The sequence below is a fragment of the Streptococcus sp. GMD6S genome (genome assembly GCF_000297015.1).
Window position 1 is genome coordinate 1 of the sequence record NZ_AJRH01000029.1, and the last position, 19,418, is coordinate 19,418.

The window sequence follows — 19,418 nt, forward strand, 5'->3', positions numbered from 1 at the left end:
CAAGAAAATTAACCCATATTAAAAAAGTTGTAATTGACTGATAATTTAAGAAAAATATACAGTCTTTAAAAAAAAGACAGTCTTAGCAGACTGTCTGGAATAACTGAGATTATTTTACAAAATCAAGCAATGCCAAGAAGCTTTCAGCTTCAAGTGACGCACCACCAACAAGGGCACCGTCAACGTCTGGGCAAGCCATGTATGAAGCAACGTTTTCAGGTTTAACAGAACCACCGTATTGAACACGAACTTTGTCCGCAACTTCTTGACCGAAGTCTGCAGCTACAACGTCACGAACAACTTTACACATTTTTTGTGCATCGTCTTGTGAAGCTGATTTACCAGTACCGATAGCCCAGATTGGCTCATAAGCGATAACGGATGCAGCAACTTGTTCTGCAGTCAATCCAGCCAATGCAGCAGATACTTGAGCACCTACGAATTCAGCAGCTTTACCAGCTTCGTAAGTTTCAAGTGACTCACCACAACAGATGATTGGAAGCATACCGTTTGCAAAGATTGCTTTTGCTTTTTTGTTGATATCTTCGTCAGTTTCATGGAAGTAGTCACGACGTTCTGAGTGACCGATAACAACGTAGTCAGTACCGATTTCTTTCAAAACTTGTGGGCTAGTTTCACCAGTGAAAGCACCTGCATTTTCAAAGTAGCAGTTTTGAGCAGCAACTTTAAGGTTTGAACCTTTAGCAGCAGCAAGAACAGCTGTCAAATCAAGAGCTGGAGCTGCGATACCTGCTTCAACAAGGTCTGATGAAGGAAGTTTTGATGCAACGGCTTCAACGAATGCTTTTGCTTCTTCTGGATTTTTGTTCATTTTCCAGTTACCAGCGATAAATGGTTTACGTGACATTTCACATACCTCTTTTTTCATTTTATTCACTATTATTCTATCATATTTATAAGGAGCTTGCAAACCTTACTCTAATTTTCAAGATTTTTCAAGCGACTAATCTTGCCACAAATTCATGGCATCGAGGAAATCAGCCGAAGCCTGAACTTGTTTGGGATTGTTGACTTCTCGCTCTGCTCGTTTGGCCTCTACCTGAGTCACAGACTGAATACCTTCATGGCGCCAGTTTCGTAGGATTGCCTGAATATATTTCCAGTTTGGCTTGCCATTGAGAACGGCCTCTCGGAGAGCTTCCTTGATCAAATCCGCCTTAACTCCGTCTTCTTTGACAGTCTTAGAAAGGTCTTCGATTTCAAATGGTGTTAATAAGCGTCCCAATTCCTGCTGAAAAGTTTCAACCAGATCCTTCAACTGATTCTGCGGGTTTGGGACTGTTGTAGCTGGAGTTTGGCTATCTAGTAAGCTATCCAAGCGTTCAAAAGCCAAACTAGCATCAAAAATCAGCTCAATTTCCCCGTTTAGTTCAATGGTTCGATATTGTAGCAAGCCATTTTCAGTCAAATTCGAAATAGATTGGTTGACATCTGCCACCTCTTTCCCAATGATTTCAGCAATCTGACTAGGCGAAACATCTCCTAGGGCTGTGGTATTTTGTAAATAGAAAAATTGCCAGACCAGAAAATCTTCGCTGGAAGGAAAGAGTTCCTTAAAATGCAAGAGAAGGGCACTTGGCAAAACCAAGTTCCCTGATTTAAAAGCGTCAAAATATGTCATAATTCCTCTTATAGATATCCAAATGCAGCCGCATCATCCTCTACCTTTCTCCAGTCAAAAGGGGTTTCTTGATAAACTGCATAGTTTACCCAATTACTGAAAAAGAGGGCAGCTGATGAAGACCAACAGAGACAAGGCGTCTCATTTACATCATCATTTTTAAAGTAGTTCTCTGGGATATGAGGGTTGAGTCCCGCCTCATAATCACGAAAATACTCTCTTGCCAAAGTGTCACGATCGTACTCCAAATGACCAAAACTATAAATCTCACGCAAATCTCGACTAGCTAGGATAGAAACCCCAACCTCAGGACCTTCTGACAGAATCTCCAGATTGGTCTTGTTTAAGATTTCTTCTTTTAAAATCTCAGTATGACGAGAATGAGGAGCTACATAGCGATCATCAAAACCTCTAAAAAGAAGGTGCCCTTCTTTCAAGGTGTCCTGTGGGTAAATACCTGATAGTTTCCGATCCATCTGGTGCTTTTCAACGCCATAGCGAACATAAAGACCTGCTTGTGCTCCCCAACAGATATGGAGGGTTGAAAAAACATGCGTCTTGGACCATTCGATGACCTGCTTGAATTCTTCCCAGTAATCTACCTCCTCAAAAGGCAAATGCTCCACTGGTGCTCCTGTGATAATCATTCCATCAAAAAAGTCATCCTTGACCTCTGGAAAGGTCTTATAGAATGTTTCCATATGTTCGGCACGAGTTGTCTTGGAACGATGTGTTTCCATATATAAGAAATCAATATCTAATTGCAAAGGGGTATTAGCCAAATGTCGCAAGAGTTGCGTTTCTGTTACCATTTTTTGAGGCATGAGATTTAAAATCAAAATCTTCAAGGGGCGAATATCCTGATGAGCAGCCCGTTGGTCGTCCATAACAAAGATATTTTCTGTCCTTAAAATCTCCACAGCTGGTAATTTTTTATCAATTCGAATCGGCATAATACCCTCCTAACAGTTCTCTATTTCGGGAATGATGTTGTCTGTTTGAAAGCAAAAACCTCCAAATACTTCTTCCCTTTATTATACTGTATGAAGATATAGTTTTCAATTATAGTTTTTCTCTAACTAGCTATAGTTAATTTATATAGCAGATGAAGAGAAAACAGCCCCAAGGACTGTTTTTCATTAATAATGCATAAGTACCTTGTAATCGTAATCTCCGATTTTTTCACGGCCTTTAAGCTCATCCAACTCAATCAAGAAAGCACAACCGGCTACAATTCCACCAAGTCTTTCAATCATCTCAATCGTTGCTTTGACAGTTCCACCTGTTGCCAAAAGATCATCTACGATGAGAACACGTTGACCTGGCTTAATCGCATCAGCATGCATGGTCAAGGTATCAATACCGTACTCTTTCTCATAGTCAGCAGAAATGACTTCACGTGGCAATTTCCCTGGTTTACGAACAGGAGCAAAGCCAATTCCCAACTCAAAAGCAACAGGACAGCCCACGATAAAGCCGCGAGCCTCTGGGCCCACGATCATGTCGATCTTCTTATCGGTTGCATACTGAACAATTTCACGAACAGCGTAGCTATAAGCATTTCCATCTGCCATCAAAGGGCTGATATCACGGAAGGTAATACCTTCCTTAGGATAATTCTCAATCGTTGCGATATAATCTTTTAAATTCATCTTTTTCTTTCTTTCAAAGTTTTTTACTCTCTATTATACCATATTTTTTAAGAAAGAAAAAAGGAAAAGTTAACTTCAATAATTATCTAACGATTTGACGATTTATAACTAGCCATAGCAATAAAGCCCAATTTCTGTTTATTCTTAGCAAACATTTTATACATAGTTAAAAACTGCTTTCTATTCTCCTTTTTACAAGCATTTACGCAAATTTTCAAAGTTCCTAGCCAACCTTCGTCATAAATCATACCTGATAATTTCATTAATGTCATTTCACCAGTCAATATTTTCACATCACGATAACCTGATTCTATCATCACCTGTTCCCAACCATCTTGAGTTAAAGGACCTACATTTACATGAATTGCTTGTGACAATTCCTGTCTGACAGACTCTTTAGCTTCCTTAAGAAGCACATCATGTGTCAAAAGAAGACCTTCAGGTTTTAAAATCCTCAGATACTCCATTACACATTTTTTCTTAGCTTGATCGGCTTGCATAGTCAGCATAGCTTCATTTATAACAATATCAAAACTAGCATCTCCATAAGGAAGTTTCATTGCATTTGCTCTTTCAAATCTGATCAAATGACCAACACCTGCCGTTTCAGCAGATTTTTTAGCCACTTCTAAGGCTTGTCCATCCATATCAACAGCAGTTATCTTACAACCAAAACGCTGTGCTAACTCAATTGCTGTAGTTCCCCTATTGCACGCAACCTCTAGTATTCTCTTTTCTTTTGAAAATCCTCCTTCCGTAATTAACCAATCTGTAGCACGTTTTCCACCTGGACGTAAGCGTTTTTTCCCCAGTTTTGCTAAAAACTTATGACCTGCTTCTGACATTTGAACACCTCTATTTTTTCTTCATTATAACATAAAATTATATTGTCTGACAATTCTAATCTATTATTTGATAAACTAGAATCAAAAGCATACAAGCTACCATGACTATAGCATAAATCTATTAATCACCTCTCTAGTTCGAATTCAATTGCTCACGTAGTTTACGCATATAGGTTACGCCTACATATTTGTACTTTAGAGTTGCTGGCCTTCTTATCCGCTATATACGCTTTACTATCACGTGCCTATTCGTATAGCCAAGATTTCTCTATCTCTTTCTCTGCCGATTCTTATTTCCAACGTCAGACTTAAACAGTCTATCCTAATGCCGTTCGATCAGCTACTCACAATAGTCAGGCTTGGGAATCACTTTTGGCTTTACTAGTATATGGTACCCACAGAGGACTTACACCTCAGATGAACGGAATGTCCGTCGTACCTAAAAAAACGAGCACTTTCGTACTCGTTTTTAAAAATCTGTTAATTAAAGTGAGTTTACGTCAACCTTGATACCAACACCTTGAGTAGTTGTGATTGTCAAGTTTGTTACGTAAGTTCCTTTAGCTGTAGCTGGTTTTGCTTTTTGGATTGTTTCGTTGAAAGCTTTGAAGTTTTCAACCAATTTTTCAGCTTCAAATGATACTTTACCGATGATTGCTTGAACGTTACCTGCACGGTCAGCACGGTAAGTAATCTTACCACCTTTAGACTCTTCAACTGCTTTAGCAACATCCATTGTTACAGTACCAGTCTTAGGGTTTGGCATCAAGTTACGTGGTCCAAGGACACGTCCAAGACGTCCAACAAGAGCCATCATGTCAGGTGTAGCGATAACTACGTCGAAGTCCAACCAACCGTCGTTGATTTTCGCAACAAGGTCATCTTCACCAACAAAGTCTGCACCAGCAGCTTTTGCTTCTTCAGCTTTTGCACCACGTGCAAAAACAAGAACGCGTGAAGTTTTACCAGTACCGTTTGGCAATACCATTGCGCCACGGATTTGTTGGTCAGCTTTTTTAACGTCGATGTTCAAGTTGTAAGCAACTTCTACAGTTGCGTCAAATTTTGCAAAGTTAGTTTCTTTTGCAAGTGCTACAGCCTCTTCTACACTGTATGCTTTTGTGCTGTCGATTTTCTCAAGAGCAGCACGAAGTTGTTTGCTTTTTTTAGCCATTTTCTATTCTCCTTGTAAGTGGTTCAATCGATTTTCATCTCCCACGTCACTTCTCGAAATGATGAAGTCTTGCGGGTATTCAGTCTATTGATTTTCTTTTCCTACTTCGTTAAGTTCCTTTACTGTACCCAAGTACAAGCGTCAGTCACTGGCCTAGTATGAAAAGCAACTAATAGACTGCTGTGAGATTTTCTACTGTGTTATTGATTAGTCAACAACAGTGAATCCCATAGAACGAGCAGTACCTTCGATCATACGCATTGCAGACTCAATGTTTGCTGCGTTCAAATCTGGCATCTTAGTTTCTGCAATTTCTTGTACTTGTGCACGAGTAACTGTAGCAACTTTAGTTTTGTTAGGTGTACCTGATCCTTTTTCAACACCTGCAGCTTTTTTCAAAAGAACAGCAGCTGGTGGTGTTTTTGTAACGAAAGTAAATGATTTGTCTTCGTATACTGAGATAACAACTGGAATGATCATACCAGCTTGGTCAGCTGTACGAGCGTTGAACTCTTTTGTGAATCCCATGATGTTGATACCAGCTTGACCAAGAGCAGGTCCAACCGGTGGAGCTGGTGTAGCTTTACCAGCAGGGATTTGCAATTTTACAAGTTTTTCGACTTTTTTAGCCATTTTTAAATCCTCCTTTGTGGTTTTGGCGGTAATTAAAGATTTTTACCTCCCACAAGTATGCTTTACACACACCTTTCTATTATACACTATTTATCTAAAAATGCAAGAGAAAAATTACTTTTTTAATCGACGTAATCTCCGCCTTCAAATCCATAGTATTCTTCCAAACTGAGGCCACTTGCAGCAATTTCTTTGGCTTCTTTTCCAACGTAGCGGAGATGCCATTCTTCTGCCATGTAGCCAGTCTCTTTTTCCTTGCCTTTGAGATAGCGAACGACAAAGCCATAGTCAGCCGCATGATCCAAGAGCCACTGGGCTGCCTTTTCTTCAGTAACTAAATCACCATCTGTCCCAATAAGGTCAAAAGCAAGGCCCGTCTGGTGTTCACTATAACCTGGTCGAGCTGAGTAGCGATCTGCTGCTTCCTTACCATCTTGATTGACATAGTCTTGATAAAGTTTGGTTTGAGTTTCATAACTTCTAAAACCACTGTAGTGATCGCTGATTGGGTAGCCAGCTGCTTGCATTGCTGCAATGAGCTTCAGCAACTCTGCTTTAGCTGTTGGATTTTCTCCTGGATTATAGTCTTTTGACAAAGGATAGTGCTTATTAGCTATGACGATTTCATCGTATTTCCCTTGAATACTATAGTAGTCTCCCTTATTGACAACTTCTGCCTTCTTCTGACTAGAAGCTTGGGATTTGCTCCCTACAGTTCCTTCAGGTTGACTAGTTTGTTCTGTTTTTTGAGTATTTTCTTCATTTTTAGGTTGTTCTTGAGAACATGCTGCTAGGGTTACTGCCAGCAAACCAGATAAAACAATGTATCTTTTTTTCATTTTTCCTTCCTCTCTTAGACCACGTGCTTCTCTAATTCATCGGATAAGGCTTTAATCATTTGTTCCAACTCATGGGATTTCACTTGGCAATCTTCTGCCGCCATTTCTTCCCATGGCATCCACCAGACTGGCCCACGGCCATTCAATCCATGACCCTTCATATCACCTGTTCTTCGTGGAAAGAGATGCCAATGAGCGTGGGCATCACCATTTCCTAGGAGTTCAATATTCATCTTTTCAGCCTCAAATACTTTGGCGACTGCTTCTTGGACCAAACTCATTTCCTCTAAAAAGCGAAGTTTTACAGAAGTCTCCATATGGTGGAGTTCTGTGACATGCTCTTTTGCCAGAAATAAGGTATAGCCCTTAAAGTATTGGTGATCTCCAATAACAACATAGCCTGTTTCTAGTTCTTTTACAAAGTAGGGATTTTCCCCTGCCTTGATCCATTCAATTCTTTGACAAATCAAGCACATATTATTCTACCAAGGTGCTCTTGAGATAGGCGTCTACCATACGCTCTGTCGCCACGACCGAATCAATATGTGTTCGTTCGTAAGAGTGACTGGACTCAATACCAGCTCCAAGGAGGGCGTGTTTGACCTCTGCTCCTGCTGACATAGCCGCTGAAGCATCCGAACCGTAAAATGGATAAATGTCGAGCTTAAAAGGAATATCTTGCTCCTTCGCCAAAGTTACCAAGTGTTGACGGAAGTCATAGTGATAGGGACCTGAAGCGTCCTTGACACAGATAGAAACTGTATACTCATCCGTCTGCTGGTCATCGCCCATAGCTCCCATATCCACAGCTAGATATTCCACTACCTGAGCTGGAATATTGGAGTTGGCACCGTGACCAACCTCTTCGAAGACTGAAAAAGCAAAATGAGTTGTTACTGGCAATGCAATCCCCTCTTCCTTATAAACACGAAGAAGATTGAGCAAAATTGCTGCGCTGACCTTGTCATCCAAATGACGGGACTTGATAAAACCAGTCTCTGTCACGACAGTTCGCGGGTCAAAACTGATAAAGTCGCCAACCTCGATGCCCAAGGCGCGCGTTTCCTTTTCATTGGTTACTTTTTCGTCCAAACGCACTTCCATATTGTCCTGTGTGCGTTCAGCAGTTCCTGCATCTTTGTAGACATGGCAAGAAGTTTGATGGATGAGGATGGTCCCAGATACCGTTTGACCTGTGCTAGCCACATGAACCGTACAGTTCTCCCCTTCAATCATGTTCCAAGGGAAACCACCGATACGATCCAATTTGAGACGGCCATCTGGTTTGACAGCACGGACAATAGCACCCAGCGTATCCACATGGGCAGTCACATAGCGGTGTTGGTCATCATTTTGACCTTTAATAGTAACATTGACACCACCCTTGGCTGTGCGAACAGGCTGGTAACCAAGCTCTTCTAAAGTATGGACTAGATAGTCTGAGATCTCACGAGTAAAGCCCGTCGGAGATGCAATTGCGGTTAGTTCTTTGATATAGTTTATAGTCTGATTCATTTCTTCACCTCTTTCCTACCATTATAACATTTTTCTAGTCAGACTCCTTCTCAAAAGGAGAAAAACTGTGTTTAGTTGCTTTCACTATAGATCCATGTTATAATACAAATACTTTGATTATGAAAGGAAAGTAACAAATATGAAATCATACTTTAAAGTATCACTAGCCCTTGTGGCTTCACTTGTCCTCCTGCTCGGATGTTCCAAACAAGCATCAACAACTGCTAGCAGTACTAAAGAAGACACAACAACTCAGTCAAGTGAGAGCAAACAAAGCACTGAACAATCATCTGAAAAGAAAGAAACAGCCAAGACACATACTTTTGTCAACAAAAGCAATTCTGGAATCACTTCTACCTTGGTTTATACTGTAGAGGGGGACAATGTTATCAAGCAAACCGCTCAAAATGTTGCAGATCCTGAGATTCTTAACGCAACTCCAGAAGATGTCAAGAGTTTTATCGAAGAAAAGTACAAAGGTTATAATGGACTCAAAGGTGTTAAACAAACGATTGAAATCAAAGATGGAAAAGTTGTTCAAGATTTAGAAGTTGATTTCTCAGTTGCAAGTATTAGCGAACTTAGAAAAGCACTTCCTGAAGAATATTCTGGTATCGGCAATCGTGTCAGTTTCTCAAACTCTAAAAAAGCACTGGAAAAAATGGGGTTCACAGAAAAGACGAACTAATCTCCTAAAATTTCATATAGACTAGTGTAGGTCCACCCCAAAAGTTAGACACAACTCTAACTCTTGGGGTATTTTATTACATCCCTAACCGATGAGTCCAATAGAGTCCTCCCAATCCCATAAAAAGTGCATTTAAAACTTCACACCCTTATAAAGCCATAGGATAAAAGTTATTTGAAATAGATGGAGACAAAACTTTAATCGTCTGACTAGTTTCTGTTCATTGGAATGTCAGTTCAGATAAAAGGGTAGGTCTAGTTGATTTTGTAGTAGAATCATGTTATAATACAAAATACTTTGATTATGAAAGGAAATTCTATGAAAACTCTGGTTAAAACTTCACTAGCCCTAGTGGCTTCACTTATCCTCCTGCTCGGATGTTCCAAACAAGCATCTACACCTGCTAGCAGCAGTAGCAAAGAAGACAAAACAACTCAGTCAAGCGAGACCAAACAAAGCAGCCAACAATCATCTGAAAAGAAAGATGAGACAAAAAACTACATTTTTGTTCACAATAGCAATCCCGGAAGAACTTCTACCTTGACATACACTGTTAAGGGGGATGATGTTGTAAAACAAGAAGTCTATAATGTTTTTGACCCTGAAATACTGGACAGGTCAGCAGAAGAGATTAAAGAACTTATCGTGAAAACTTATAAAAAGGAGGAAGGACTTAAAGGCATTACACAAAATATCGAATTCAAAGATGGAAAAGTCATCCATAGCATGGAGGTTGACATGACTGTTGTGAATCTCGAAGAGATGAAAAAAGCAATGCCAAATGAAGTTTCTGGCTCTGGAAGCCGTGTAAGTTTTCTAAAAACTAGAAAAATGCTTAAAGAGGCTGGATATATTGAACAAACCAACTAATGAGTCGTGCTCATACAAAAAATTCTTGGTCGATGACCAAGAATTTTTTTTTATTCCATCTCAAAAACATCACTCTCTTGTTTGTTTGGTAGAAACAATGAAAGCAAGATTCCGATAATAGCTGGCACTAGCCATGGAAGAGAGGCTGACGCAAACGGAAGGGCATTAATCAGATTTTCTAGAAACTCAATCTTAAAGGAACTTCCAAGGACGCTTGCAAGAGCAATAGCTGTAACAAGCCCAATAGTTAACTGCATGCCCGGTTTTGATAGGGCGACAAACTTATTCACAATCACGATCATCACAATGGCGATGGTGATTGGGTACAAGATTACCAGTACTGGCACTGAGTACTTAATGATTGCATCCAAACCGAGGTTTGCAATAGCAAATCCAATCAAGGTAAAGGCAGTGGCATAGACCTTGTAGCTGATTTGTGGGAAACGTTCGTTAAAGAACTCTGCTGTCGACACAATCAAGCCAACTGTCGTTGTGAAGCAGGTTACAGTTACCATAACAGCAAGGAAGAGTTGAGCTGTTGATCCAAAGATTTCCTGAGTTGCTTGCGACAAGATATAAACACCTGGTGTTCCACCCTTCATCGCTTCGGCTGGTACTGGGAAGTGATTTCCAAGGAATCCTAAACCGATATAAAGAGCGCTAAAGGCAAGAGCTACAACGATACCAACCACCCAAATAGTTGAAATATACTCTTTCTTACTGGAGAATCCAAGTTGTTTCAAGGTTTGAACTGCAATCACACTGAAGGCAACTGAAGCAAGGGCATCTAAGGTATTATAACCTTCTAGGAATCCTGTCCCGAAAGCAGAAGATTGATAGGCCGCTGAAGCTACTTGAGGGCTTGTTCCACCATATTTGAAGGCACCTAGTACAACCAAGATAACGATCAACAAGGCAAAGACTGGCGTTAAGATGCGTCCGATTCGATCCAAGATTTTTGATGGATTGAGCGAGATTAAATAAGCCGCTGCAAAGTAAAGCACGGTAAAGACAATCAATCCTAGACCTTTGTTTGCTTCGGATAAGAGGGGGCTAATCCCAACTTCGTAAGCTGTTGTTGCTGTACGCGGAATGGCAAAGAAGGGGCCAATTGATAGATAGAGGACTGCAAGATAAAGCGTCGCAAACCAAGGTGAGATTTTCTTAGAAATCTCGTGAATGTATCCTTTCGGGTTTAGCGTTCCAATAATAAGTGTCAAGACGGCAATACCGACACCTGAAAAGACAAAACCTGCGATGGCAGGAAGAAACTGTTCTCCAGATAGGGCACCTAGAGAAGGCGGAAAGATCAAGTTCCCCGCACCAAAAAATATTCCAAACAGGAGCAAGCCTGTTAGGGCACCTTTTTTAGCCATAAAAATCTCCTTCATATTTCTAAAATACTGACCTAGTATACCATGATTAAGACTCTGAAAAAAGTATCCAAAATTAATCATTGAATGTTTTCAATATTTTTAAAAATAAGAATTATCTAAAAACAAAATCCCTCACTCAGTTGGAACCGAGCAAGGGAAGATTAGGATCTATCACCATAGAGGTTTAAAGATTTTCAAAGGCCGTCATTCCACCTTGAACATTGATAACTTCATAACCCTGTTCAACTAGAAATTGACAAGCACGCGCTGAACGTATTCCAGATTTACAAATGACATAATGCAAGAGGTCCTTGTCCAACTGATCATAGATATCAGCTAATTGACTAAGTGGTAGGTTTTGAGCACCTTCTAAATGAAGCGTCTGGAACTCTTCTACTTCTCTCACGTCCACTAGAGAAAGTTGCTCATTTTGATAAAGCTGGTAAAAATCGTTAAAAGTAATTTCTTTCATTTTGTTTCTCCAAGAATCTTTTGAATTCTTTTTTTCAAATCGGGCACTACTTCTGACTCAAACCAAGGATTTTTGGCCATCCAGATTTGATTTCGTGGTGAGGGGTGCACCAGAGGGAAAAATTCTGGTAGATAGTCTTTGTAGTGTTTTACCCGTTCTGTCACCTTGCCACTAACTTTTTCATGTAAATAATAGGCTTGGGCATATTGTCCAATCAAGAGAGTTAATTGGATATCGGGCAACTCTTGCAAGAGTTGCGGATGCCATTTTTCTGCAAAACCTGTACGAGGTGGAAGGTCGCCTGACTTGCCATGCCCCGGAAAGTAGAAATCCATGGGCAGAACTGCAAAATAACCTGAATTGTAAAAGGTGTCCTCATCCACACCTAGCCACTCACGCAAGCGATCGCCACTCTTATCCTTCCAATAAATCCCAGCTTCTTGCGTTTTAAGCCCAGGAGCCTGACCGACAATATTGATACGGGCAGTTTTTGGCGCCGCAAAGAGAGGTTCGATTCCGCGTTCTGTATAGCTGGTATTTTGCGGATCCGCCATAATGGCTTGCTTGATTCTTTCAATTTGAGACATCTGTTTTCCCTCCAAAAAGAAGTCCAAGCATACAATCTCAGACTTCTATCATTTTATTTGATCAGTTCATAAATAGCTTCAGCATAGATTGCTGCTGCTCGGAAGAGATCGTCCAAGGCGATAAATTCGTTGGCTTGGTGCATGGTATCGATTGAGTCTGGGAACATCGCACCGTAGGCAACCCCACGTTCCAGTAAACGACCAAAGGTACCACCACCGATGACTTGCTCGTGACCTTTAAGACAAGTTTGTTTTTCATAAACATTCAACAAGGTTTGCACAAGTGGATCTTCCATCGGTACATAGTGAGGGGTGTGACCGTGTTCAGAAAGGCTAACAGAAGCAACTGGCAAGTTTTCAAGGATTGACTTGATTTGCTCTGGGCTTGTTCCTTTTGGATAACGGAAGTTAAGAGCAATCGTATTGTCAGCACTTGTTTCATCGAAGCGGAAGACACCGGCACTCATAGAAAGGGCACCCATCTTTTCATCTACATGAGCAACCTTGAGATTTGTACCCTTATGGTCGTTCAAGAGAATCTTACCAGCGATGTCGAGGTAGTCTTTTGCAGGTCCTGCAAAGTCAAACTGACTGAGGAAAAGGGCAAGGTAGGTCGCACCATTGACACCTGATGCAGGCATAGCACCATGAGCTGATTTACCAATCACAGTCACCTTGTACTGGCCGTTTTCTTCTTGGAGTTCTCCTCTGAGTTTGTGTTCTGCAACAAAGGCATCTAGTTTAGCTTGCAAGTCAGCCAAGTCACCTGAAACGACTGCTGTTGCTGATTCAGGTACCATGTTTTCACGCAAACCACCTGTGAAGCTGTGAAGGCGAGCTGCACCAGTATTTTCACCTGCAAAATGGAGATATTCTGTGATATTCCCTTTTTCACCATTGATGATAGGGAATTCAGCATCTGGAGAGAAACCGAAGTCTGGTTTCGCAAGTCCTACATGTTCAAAGTAGTAGTCCATGTCTGCCCAGCCTGATTCTTCATCTGTTCCGACGATGAAACGAACTTTTTTAGAAGTTGGAAGCCCCAATTCTTTGATGATTTTCAAACCATAGTAACAAGCTGTTGTAGGCCCCTTGTCGTCTGAAGCTCCACGCGCATAAAGGCGACCGTCTTTGATAGTTGGTGTATAAGGGTCCGTGTCCCAACCGCTACCAGCTGGCACCACGTCCATGTGAGCAAAGATTCCGAGAACTTCTTCTCCTTCACCAAACTCAAAATGTCCTGCGTAGTTATCAACATTTTTAGTTGGATAGCCATCACGGTCTGCGATTTCAAGGAATTTTTCCAAGGCTTTTACTGGACCAGGTCCAAATGGATGCTCAGCATCGGCTTTGCTGTCATCACGTTCTGAGTTGATTTCCAAAAGGCTAAACAAGTCAGCCAAGAGGTCTTCTTTGCGTTTTTCTACTTCTGCTGTAAAATCAATAACTGTCATTTTTTCTTCCTATCTCTTCTCGATAATTTCATCTACTGGCAAGCGGTAGCTTGGTTCCAATTTCTCATCTGTGTATCCAACTGTGATCAAGAGTTCTGGACGGAATCGGTCTTCAATGTCCAAAACTTCGTTGGCTTTTGATTTGTCAAATCCAAGAATAATGTTAGAACCGATTCCTTGGTCAGTCAAAGCAAGAACTAAGTTCATGGCTACTAGTCCCGCATTAAGGGCCAAGTAGTCACTAACTTGCTGTTCACTGTAACGCGCAAACTCGGCAGGCAAATTCTTCATGAAATATTGAAGTTGCTCTTCTGAGAAATTCTTTGCACCACCAACTCGGGCAATCTTGCGGGCACGTTTGGCAAGATCTGTATCTGTAAACAAGGCAATGGTCACTGGCGCTGATGATACCTGCTCAAAGTTCGAACCATATGCTAATTTTGCCAATTCTGCATTTTTTTCACGAACCACCACAAACTTCCATGGCTGGCTGTTATGGGCACTTGGGGCCAAGGTTGCGATTTCGATAGCCGTACGCACATCTTTGGGATCTACCGGTTTATCAGTAAAATGCTTAGTCGCATGACGTTTTTTATTTAATTCAAGAAATTTCATAATCGATTTCCTTTTCTAATTCTACTGCATCCATTCTACCATATTTTGAAAGAGCTTGCAGAGATTTTTCATAGAAAGAAATTGGAACACGGATGAAGCCCTGGATTTAAACTTATCATTAAAATCAGATTTTTCCTCATCCAGTTCCAACTAATTCTCAGGGGTTTAAAGAAACTAGTCTATCTTGTATTCTGACTTTATAGCCTCCAAAAATTCTTTCACATCCTCCACATACCCATGCTTTTCAATTAAACTAGCTAAGAGTTCTAGATTGTGCCCCCGATAGTTGTCATCTCGACGTAGTTCTTCATACATTTCGATAAAAGGAAGACCCTTGGACTTGGCCAATTCTAACTCTGCTTCATAGTCATAAGCAACTTTTCGGAATAGAATATTTACCAATTCCCCATCTTCCACTTCTATCACGGCATATTGGGCACGGTGATTTTTTAACTTTTCCCAATTAAAATAAGGCATACCAATGGTACCTGGATTGATGATTTGTTGCCCTTGACTGCCATAACGAAGCAACTGCTTGTGAACATGACCATAGACTGCCACGTCAACTTCATCATCTAGGAGTTGGTCAAATTTCTCTGTATCATTCTCAACTAGCAAGTCACCACCATAGTTCTTATTTGGCAAATTATGAGAAAGAGAAAAGCGCAGCCCATCAACTTCTTTCTTTTCTAGCATAGGTAAGCTTCGTAGCCAGACAATCGTTTCAGGATCCATTCGTTCCATCAAATACTGTGTCATACGCAAGAGCTGGACTTCCTGTGGGTCTTCTAAGCCATATTGCCCATCTAAAGCCTCAAGGACACAATCATCCCAATTGCCTCGAACACTTGTAGTGATAGAAAGTTCCTTTAACAGAGCGACCAAGTCATTTGCACCTGGACCAGGGAGGAAAATGTCTCCCATGAGCCAGTATTCACTGACTCCTTGTGCTTTAGCATCTGCAATCACTGCTTCTAAGGCAGTCACATTTCCATGAATATCTGATAAAATTGCGATTTTATGGTTCATCATAATCTCCTTTTGTTTGGTAGTCCACTCTCTCTTCCGCTACTTGAGCCAATTCCACTTCTTCCTGAGGGTTCAACTTTCTCTGCACAGCTTCTGCGACTGCTCTTGGCACCCCAACTTCGACAATTTCATCCACACTGGCTTCCTTGATTTTAGTGAGAGATTTAAAATGCTTCATGAGATTCTGTTTGCGTTTAGGTCCCAGACCGTCAATCCCATCCAGTTGTGAAGAAAAGGAATTTTTTGAGCGCAGTTGGCGGTGGAAGGTGATAGCAAAGCGGTGCACCTCATCCTGGATGCGTTGGAGGAGAAAGAATTCTTGAGAATTGCGAGACAACTCCACCACTTCCAGTGGATCTCCAAAGAGCAGTTCATGGGTTTGGTGCTTGTCATTCTTTTGCAGACCTGCAATTGGGATATCCAAACCTAGCTCTTCTTGGATGACTTGCTTTGCGATATTGACTTGACCTTGTCCCCCATCAATCACAATCAAATCTGGCGGGGTTAAACCATCACGTTGAACTCGGCCATAACGTCTGCGAATAACCTCTCGCATACTAGCATAGTCATCTGGGCCAACAACCGTTTTTATCTTGTACTTTCGGTAGTCTTTTTTACTCGGTTTGCCATTGACAAAGACCACCATAGCTGAAACAGGACTGGTTCCCATGATATTAGAGTTATCAAAGGACTCGATACGGACTGGGGTCGGGATTTGGAGCAAGCGTCCCAGATTTTCAATAGCTCCTTGGGTCTTTTCGACTGATTTTTCTAGCAGATTGAACTTCTGCTCCAGACTAACACGGGCATTTTTGATGGCTAGATTGACCAGTTGTTTTTTCTCTCCACGTTGGGGCTTGAAAATCTTGGTATCCACCAAAGCCTTAACGGCTTCTTCATCGATATCCTGCGGAATCAGCACCTCATTGGGAACCAGGTGAGATTTTTCTTGATAGAATTGTCCCACATAGGTCAAGAAGTCCTCATCCGGATCATTGTAGTAGGGGAAGAGATTGACATCCCGCTCAATGAGCTTGCCTTGACGAACAAAGAAAACCTGAACACACATCCAGCCCTTATCCACATAGTAACCAAAGACGTCCCGATTTTGCAAATCTTTCGCCATGACCCGTTGCTTGGTCCGAAGCGTTCCAATGGCCTGAATCAGGTCACGGTATTCCGCCGCACGTTCAAACTCCATACTTTGAGCTGCGGATGCCATCTTCCCCTTGAGGTCATCAATGATTTTATCATCCTGCCCTTTTAGGAAATCAGAAACCTCCTGAGCCATGGACTTGAAATAAGCCTCATCTTTTTTACAGATAGTATGGGCCATACATTGGCCGATATGGTAGTAAAAACAGACCTTAGAGGGTGGGTTGGTACATTTCCGAAAAGGGAAAATCCGGTCCAGTAGACGCTTGATTTCATTTGCTGCCCCTACATCTGGATAGGGACCAAAGTAGAGACCACCGTCCTTTTTGACCTGACGGGTGATAATAAGCCGCGGATAGCGCTCATTGGTGATTTTGATAAAGGGATAGGACTTATCATCCTTGAGCATGATATTGTACTTGGGCTGATTTTCCTTGATGAGGTTGATTTCTAGAAGAAGTGCCTCAATATTGGACTCAGTGACGATAAATTCAAAATCTACAATTTCAGACACCAGTGCCTCCGTCTTGGTATCGTGACTCCCACGGAAATAGGAGCGCACACGGTTGCGCAGATTTTTAGCCTTTCCTACATAAATGATAGTGCCATTTTTATCTTTGTGAATGTAACAACCAGGGCTGGTCGGCAAGAGCTCTAGTTTTGATTTGATCAAGTTATTCATAGTTCCATTATAGCAAAAAGGCCGTAACAGGACGAACAAAAAGCCCCACCAATCACTTGTTGGAGGAGCTTTGATTTCATTTCAGATTGCACCGACTTCATCTAGTCGCTACTGGTATAGAGTTCTTGAACAGCTGTCACATCCTGAGGCTGAATCCCATAATAGGAACCTGCTGGCTGCATGACAGAAGTTTCGTTGGTATGATCCAAACCGATGGCATGCCCCAGTTCGTGCTCCGCCGTGTGCACGATTCGTTCATAAGAATAACCATAGTTTGGATTGGATAGATAATAGTGATTCAGGCGAACCGTTACAGATATAAATTGATTGGTTAACAAATTGGTTTGACTCTCGGCTTGACCTGCTACAGCGGTCGATCCATCATTCATCTCACTTGCCACAATATCTGCCTGGCTAGGATCCGCAACCACCTCAAAGGTAAAGGCTTCCGTTTGATTCCAGTTTTTTATAGCTTCTGCATAGGCACCTTGGAAGGTCTCATCCATTTGAGGTTCAATATAGATGCGAGCTGAGGCCTGAGCCCACTTGCCTTCTGCATGTTGGTGACTGTCTGTCTGAGACAAGACTTCCAGCGTTCCCGTCTCCTTCCATTGATTCCAGCCACCTTGACCAATCTTACTCATTTTTTCAACCTGATTGACCGCAGAATGAAAATCACCTGTCAGATACCAAACCACTCCAAAGGCAATGAGCAATAGAATGACCACAGTCCAAACCAGACGCCAGAAGAAACGCCAAATTCCCAACAGAAATCGGAACAATAATCGGATAATCCAGAACATGACACTCCACCTTTCATAAAAATAAGAACCTATCTTGAAATCGCATTTCCCCTGATCAAGATAGATTCTCTATTTTACTGAAGAAAGCTGAAAGAAACCTAAAACTAAGATAAACGTTCTTCCAAGACAAAGTCAATTGGTAGAGTAGCCAAAAAACGTTCCAATTGTTTTTCCCAGTAGTACCACTCGTGCTTACCTGGACTATGACTATAGGTCACCTCAAAACCAAGCTTTTTGAGGTTTTTCACTGCGAGATTATTGGCAGAGTAAAGATAGTCTTGTTCCCCACACCAAGCCCATAGTTTGGTCTTTTTATCGGATTTTGTAGCCATGCTTTCAAGCGAATGAGGACTAGCTGTCCAGTCTTTGATTTCTCCAAAAACTCCTCTCCAGTAGGCAAGCGATCCCAGATCTTGACTTTCAGGAGAAAAATCCTGAAAACTGAGCGCACCAGAAAAACTAGCCGCATGAGAAAAACGATTCGTCGATAGAGCGAGTTTGAAGGAACCATATCCTCCCATGGAGAGACCTGCTATGAAGGTCTTTTCTCGCTTGCTGGTCATATTGGGGAAGAAACGTTTCATGACTTGGGGGAGTTCTTCTGCTAGAGCAGTATAGTAGTTATAGCCATACTGAGTATCTGTGTACCAGCCATTGCTAGTATTGGGCATGATAACAATGAGATTGGTTCCCCGCAACAAGCGTTCGACATTGGTACGTTTGAGCCAGCTATTTTGGTTTCCTGACATTCCGTGCAAAAGGTAAAGGACAGGAATATCTGTGCAATCTGGTTCAGTCACCCGACTAGCATCTGGATAGAGTACGGTAACGCCCCACTCCATATCCAAAACTTTTGAGTAATACTCAATATTCATAACTGCCATGGTTATCTCCTTTTACTATTCTATAAGAAAAAGCCGAATTTCGACTTTTTCTGTAGGTATTCTGCTTATTATTTTGCTTCCATTACGACTGGCAAGATTGCTGGACGACGCTTGGTTTGATCAAAGAGGTACTTGGTCAGATTGTCGCGAACCTTTCCTTTGAGATCTGCCCAGTCAAAGTCATCACCTTGAAGATACTCTTCTACCGTTTGGTTAATCAATTCTGAACTTTCACGGAGAATATCACGGCTCTTCTTGAGGTAAACAAATCCACGTGTATGAACACGGGCCTTGGCCACAATTTTCTTCTCACGACGGTTGACAGTGATCGCCACGATAAAGATTCCATCCTCTGACAAGACCTTACGGTCACGAAGGACGACATTTCCAACATCCCCGATGGCATTTCCGTCAATCAAGACATCACCTGCAGAAACTGCTCCAGCTGGAACAAAGTCTCCATGTTCATAAGACATGGTCGTTCCCTTTTTAGGGATGAAGAT

General features: G+C 41.6%; 21 protein-coding genes and 1 pseudogene. 2 read left to right on the top strand and 20 right to left on the bottom strand.

Annotated elements, in window-relative coordinates:
- Nucleotides 1-109: 109 nt before the first annotated feature.
- From tpiA to GMD6S_RS05910, 10 genes are all read right to left on the bottom strand, one after another.
- The gene (tpiA, locus tag GMD6S_RS05865; RefSeq protein WP_000087891.1) at nt 110-868 is read right to left on the bottom strand and encodes a triose-phosphate isomerase; all 759 of its coding nucleotides are present in this window, start codon (nt 866-868) and stop codon (nt 110-112) included.
- A gap of 96 nt (nt 869-964) precedes the next feature.
- The gene (locus GMD6S_RS05870; RefSeq protein WP_000220748.1) at nt 965-1,642 is read right to left on the bottom strand and encodes a DnaD domain-containing protein; all 678 of its coding nucleotides are present in this window, start codon (nt 1,640-1,642) and stop codon (nt 965-967) included.
- 8 nt (nt 1,643-1,650) lie between these two features.
- The gene (gene metA, locus GMD6S_RS05875; RefSeq protein ID WP_001122730.1) at nt 1,651-2,595 is read right to left on the bottom strand and encodes a homoserine O-acetyltransferase MetA; all 945 of its coding nucleotides are present in this window, start codon (nt 2,593-2,595) and stop codon (nt 1,651-1,653) included.
- 186 nt (nt 2,596-2,781) lie between these two features.
- Complete coding sequence (locus tag GMD6S_RS05880) at nt 2,782-3,294, bottom strand: adenine phosphoribosyltransferase (protein WP_001049315.1); 513 nt, start codon at nt 3,292-3,294, stop codon at nt 2,782-2,784.
- An 86-nt stretch (nt 3,295-3,380) separates the two neighbouring features.
- Nucleotides 3,381-4,139: a class I SAM-dependent methyltransferase gene (locus GMD6S_RS05885; protein ID WP_001287243.1), complete on the bottom strand. Its 759-nt coding sequence runs from the start codon at nt 4,137-4,139 to the stop codon at nt 3,381-3,383.
- Nucleotides 4,140-4,623: 484 nt separating this feature from the next.
- Complete coding sequence (rplA, locus tag GMD6S_RS05890; protein ID WP_001085675.1) at nt 4,624-5,313, bottom strand: 50S ribosomal protein L1; 690 nt, start codon at nt 5,311-5,313, stop codon at nt 4,624-4,626.
- 207 nt (nt 5,314-5,520) lie between these two features.
- Nucleotides 5,521-5,946, bottom strand: a complete 426-nt coding sequence (gene rplK, locus GMD6S_RS05895; protein ID WP_001085808.1) for a 50S ribosomal protein L11 — start codon at nt 5,944-5,946, stop codon at nt 5,521-5,523.
- Between the two features lie 122 nt (nt 5,947-6,068).
- Nucleotides 6,069-6,785: an LD-carboxypeptidase LdcB/DacB gene (ldcB, locus tag GMD6S_RS05900; RefSeq protein WP_000747744.1), complete on the bottom strand. Its 717-nt coding sequence runs from the start codon at nt 6,783-6,785 to the stop codon at nt 6,069-6,071.
- 14 nt (nt 6,786-6,799) lie between these two features.
- Nucleotides 6,800-7,261: an HIT family protein gene (locus GMD6S_RS05905; protein WP_000335635.1), complete on the bottom strand. Its 462-nt coding sequence runs from the start codon at nt 7,259-7,261 to the stop codon at nt 6,800-6,802.
- A 1-nt stretch (nt 7,262) separates the two neighbouring features.
- A complete protein-coding gene (locus GMD6S_RS05910; RefSeq protein WP_001076927.1) occupies nt 7,263-8,300 on the bottom strand; it encodes a M42 family metallopeptidase in 1,038 nt (345 codons plus the stop codon).
- Between the two features lie 139 nt (nt 8,301-8,439).
- Here GMD6S_RS05910 and GMD6S_RS05915 point away from each other — a divergent pair, with 139 nt between their 5' ends.
- The gene (locus GMD6S_RS05915; RefSeq protein ID WP_000844335.1) at nt 8,440-8,988 is read left to right on the top strand and encodes a DUF1307 domain-containing protein; all 549 of its coding nucleotides are present in this window, start codon (nt 8,440-8,442) and stop codon (nt 8,986-8,988) included.
- Between the two features lie 318 nt (nt 8,989-9,306).
- A complete protein-coding gene (locus GMD6S_RS05920; protein ID WP_000855327.1) occupies nt 9,307-9,858 on the top strand; it encodes a DUF1307 domain-containing protein in 552 nt (183 codons plus the stop codon).
- Nucleotides 9,859-9,908: 50 nt separating this feature from the next.
- Here the strand turns inward: GMD6S_RS05920 and brnQ are convergent, their stop codons facing one another.
- The 10 genes and pseudogenes from brnQ to GMD6S_RS05970 form a co-directional block, all read right to left on the bottom strand.
- Nucleotides 9,909-11,234 (bottom strand): branched-chain amino acid transport system II carrier protein, encoded by a 1,326-nt coding sequence (gene brnQ, locus GMD6S_RS05925; protein ID WP_001074595.1) that lies wholly within the window; start codon nt 11,232-11,234, stop codon nt 9,909-9,911.
- 184 nt (nt 11,235-11,418) lie between these two features.
- Nucleotides 11,419-11,706, bottom strand: a complete 288-nt coding sequence (locus GMD6S_RS05930; RefSeq protein WP_000659165.1) for a rhodanese-like domain-containing protein — start codon at nt 11,704-11,706, stop codon at nt 11,419-11,421.
- Nucleotides 11,703-12,293, bottom strand: coding sequence for a uracil-DNA glycosylase family protein (locus tag GMD6S_RS05935; RefSeq protein WP_000078137.1), 591 nt, complete (start codon nt 12,291-12,293; stop codon nt 11,703-11,705). Before GMD6S_RS05935 ends, GMD6S_RS05930 begins: the two co-directional genes overlap by 4 nt.
- Before the next feature lie 53 nt (nt 12,294-12,346).
- On the bottom strand, nt 12,347-13,747 hold the full coding sequence (pepV, locus tag GMD6S_RS05940) for a dipeptidase PepV (RefSeq protein ID WP_000215923.1): 1,401 nt from the start codon (nt 13,745-13,747) through the stop codon (nt 12,347-12,349).
- 9 nt (nt 13,748-13,756) lie between these two features.
- Complete coding sequence (locus GMD6S_RS05945) at nt 13,757-14,362, bottom strand: nitroreductase family protein (protein WP_000670152.1); 606 nt, start codon at nt 14,360-14,362, stop codon at nt 13,757-13,759.
- Between the two features lie 174 nt (nt 14,363-14,536).
- Entirely contained in the window at nt 14,537-15,391 is an 855-nt protein-coding gene (locus tag GMD6S_RS05950) for a metallophosphoesterase family protein (protein ID WP_001015772.1), read from the bottom strand.
- Nucleotides 15,381-17,228 (bottom strand): excinuclease ABC subunit UvrC, encoded by a 1,848-nt coding sequence (uvrC, locus tag GMD6S_RS05955; RefSeq protein ID WP_001061174.1) that lies wholly within the window; start codon nt 17,226-17,228, stop codon nt 15,381-15,383. The genes GMD6S_RS05950 and uvrC overlap by 11 nt, the downstream gene beginning before the upstream one ends.
- A 101-nt stretch (nt 17,229-17,329) precedes the next feature.
- Nucleotides 17,330-18,031 carry a M57 family metalloprotease gene (locus GMD6S_RS05960; RefSeq protein ID WP_000498567.1) on the bottom strand — a complete coding sequence of 234 codons (702 nt, stop codon included), beginning with the start codon at nt 18,029-18,031 and terminating at the stop codon, nt 17,330-17,332.
- A gap of 104 nt (nt 18,032-18,135) precedes the next feature.
- Nucleotides 18,136-18,915 carry an alpha/beta hydrolase gene (locus GMD6S_RS05965; RefSeq protein ID WP_000290058.1) on the bottom strand — a complete coding sequence of 260 codons (780 nt, stop codon included), beginning with the start codon at nt 18,913-18,915 and terminating at the stop codon, nt 18,136-18,138.
- Nucleotides 18,916-18,983: 68 nt separating this feature from the next.
- Nucleotides 18,984-19,418: pseudogene (locus tag GMD6S_RS05970) on the bottom strand (ribonuclease J); the annotation flags it as partial.

Bases quoted from the DNA above. Each gene is read 5' to 3' on its own strand.
- metA (WP_001122730.1), bottom strand. From the start codon at position 2,595: ATGCCGATTCGAATTGATAAAAAATTACCAGCTGTGGAGATTTTAAGG.
- GMD6S_RS05910 (WP_001076927.1), bottom strand. From the start codon at position 8,300: ATGAATCAGACTATAAACTATATCAAAGAACTAACCGCAATTGCATCT.
- brnQ (WP_001074595.1), bottom strand. From the start codon at position 11,234: ATGGCTAAAAAAGGTGCCCTAACAGGCTTGCTCCTGTTTGGAATATTT.
- GMD6S_RS05950 (WP_001015772.1), bottom strand. From the start codon at position 15,391: ATGAACCATAAAATCGCAATTTTATCAGATATTCATGGAAATGTGACT.
- GMD6S_RS05915 (WP_000844335.1), top strand. From the start codon at position 8,440: ATGAAATCATACTTTAAAGTATCACTAGCCCTTGTGGCTTCACTTGTC.
- GMD6S_RS05965 (WP_000290058.1), bottom strand. From the start codon at position 18,915: ATGGCAGTTATGAATATTGAGTATTACTCAAAAGTTTTGGATATGGAG.
- ldcB (WP_000747744.1), bottom strand. From the start codon at position 6,785: ATGAAAAAAAGATACATTGTTTTATCTGGTTTGCTGGCAGTAACCCTA.
- uvrC (WP_001061174.1), bottom strand. From the start codon at position 17,228: ATGAATAACTTGATCAAATCAAAACTAGAGCTCTTGCCGACCAGCCCT.
- pepV (WP_000215923.1), bottom strand. From the start codon at position 13,747: ATGACAGTTATTGATTTTACAGCAGAAGTAGAAAAACGCAAAGAAGAC.
- GMD6S_RS05905 (WP_000335635.1), bottom strand. From the start codon at position 7,261: ATGTGCTTGATTTGTCAAAGAATTGAATGGATCAAGGCAGGGGAAAAT.
- GMD6S_RS05885 (WP_001287243.1), bottom strand. From the start codon at position 4,139: ATGTCAGAAGCAGGTCATAAGTTTTTAGCAAAACTGGGGAAAAAACGC.
- GMD6S_RS05880 (WP_001049315.1), bottom strand. From the start codon at position 3,294: ATGAATTTAAAAGATTATATCGCAACGATTGAGAATTATCCTAAGGAA.
- tpiA (WP_000087891.1), bottom strand. From the start codon at position 868: ATGTCACGTAAACCATTTATCGCTGGTAACTGGAAAATGAACAAAAAT.
- rplA (WP_001085675.1), bottom strand. From the start codon at position 5,313: ATGGCTAAAAAAAGCAAACAACTTCGTGCTGCTCTTGAGAAAATCGAC.
- GMD6S_RS05920 (WP_000855327.1), top strand. From the start codon at position 9,307: ATGAAAACTCTGGTTAAAACTTCACTAGCCCTAGTGGCTTCACTTATC.
- GMD6S_RS05945 (WP_000670152.1), bottom strand. From the start codon at position 14,362: ATGAAATTTCTTGAATTAAATAAAAAACGTCATGCGACTAAGCATTTT.
- GMD6S_RS05930 (WP_000659165.1), bottom strand. From the start codon at position 11,706: ATGAAAGAAATTACTTTTAACGATTTTTACCAGCTTTATCAAAATGAG.
- GMD6S_RS05870 (WP_000220748.1), bottom strand. From the start codon at position 1,642: ATGACATATTTTGACGCTTTTAAATCAGGGAACTTGGTTTTGCCAAGT.
- GMD6S_RS05935 (WP_000078137.1), bottom strand. From the start codon at position 12,293: ATGTCTCAAATTGAAAGAATCAAGCAAGCCATTATGGCGGATCCGCAA.
- rplK (WP_001085808.1), bottom strand. From the start codon at position 5,946: ATGGCTAAAAAAGTCGAAAAACTTGTAAAATTGCAAATCCCTGCTGGT.
- GMD6S_RS05960 (WP_000498567.1), bottom strand. From the start codon at position 18,031: ATGTTCTGGATTATCCGATTATTGTTCCGATTTCTGTTGGGAATTTGG.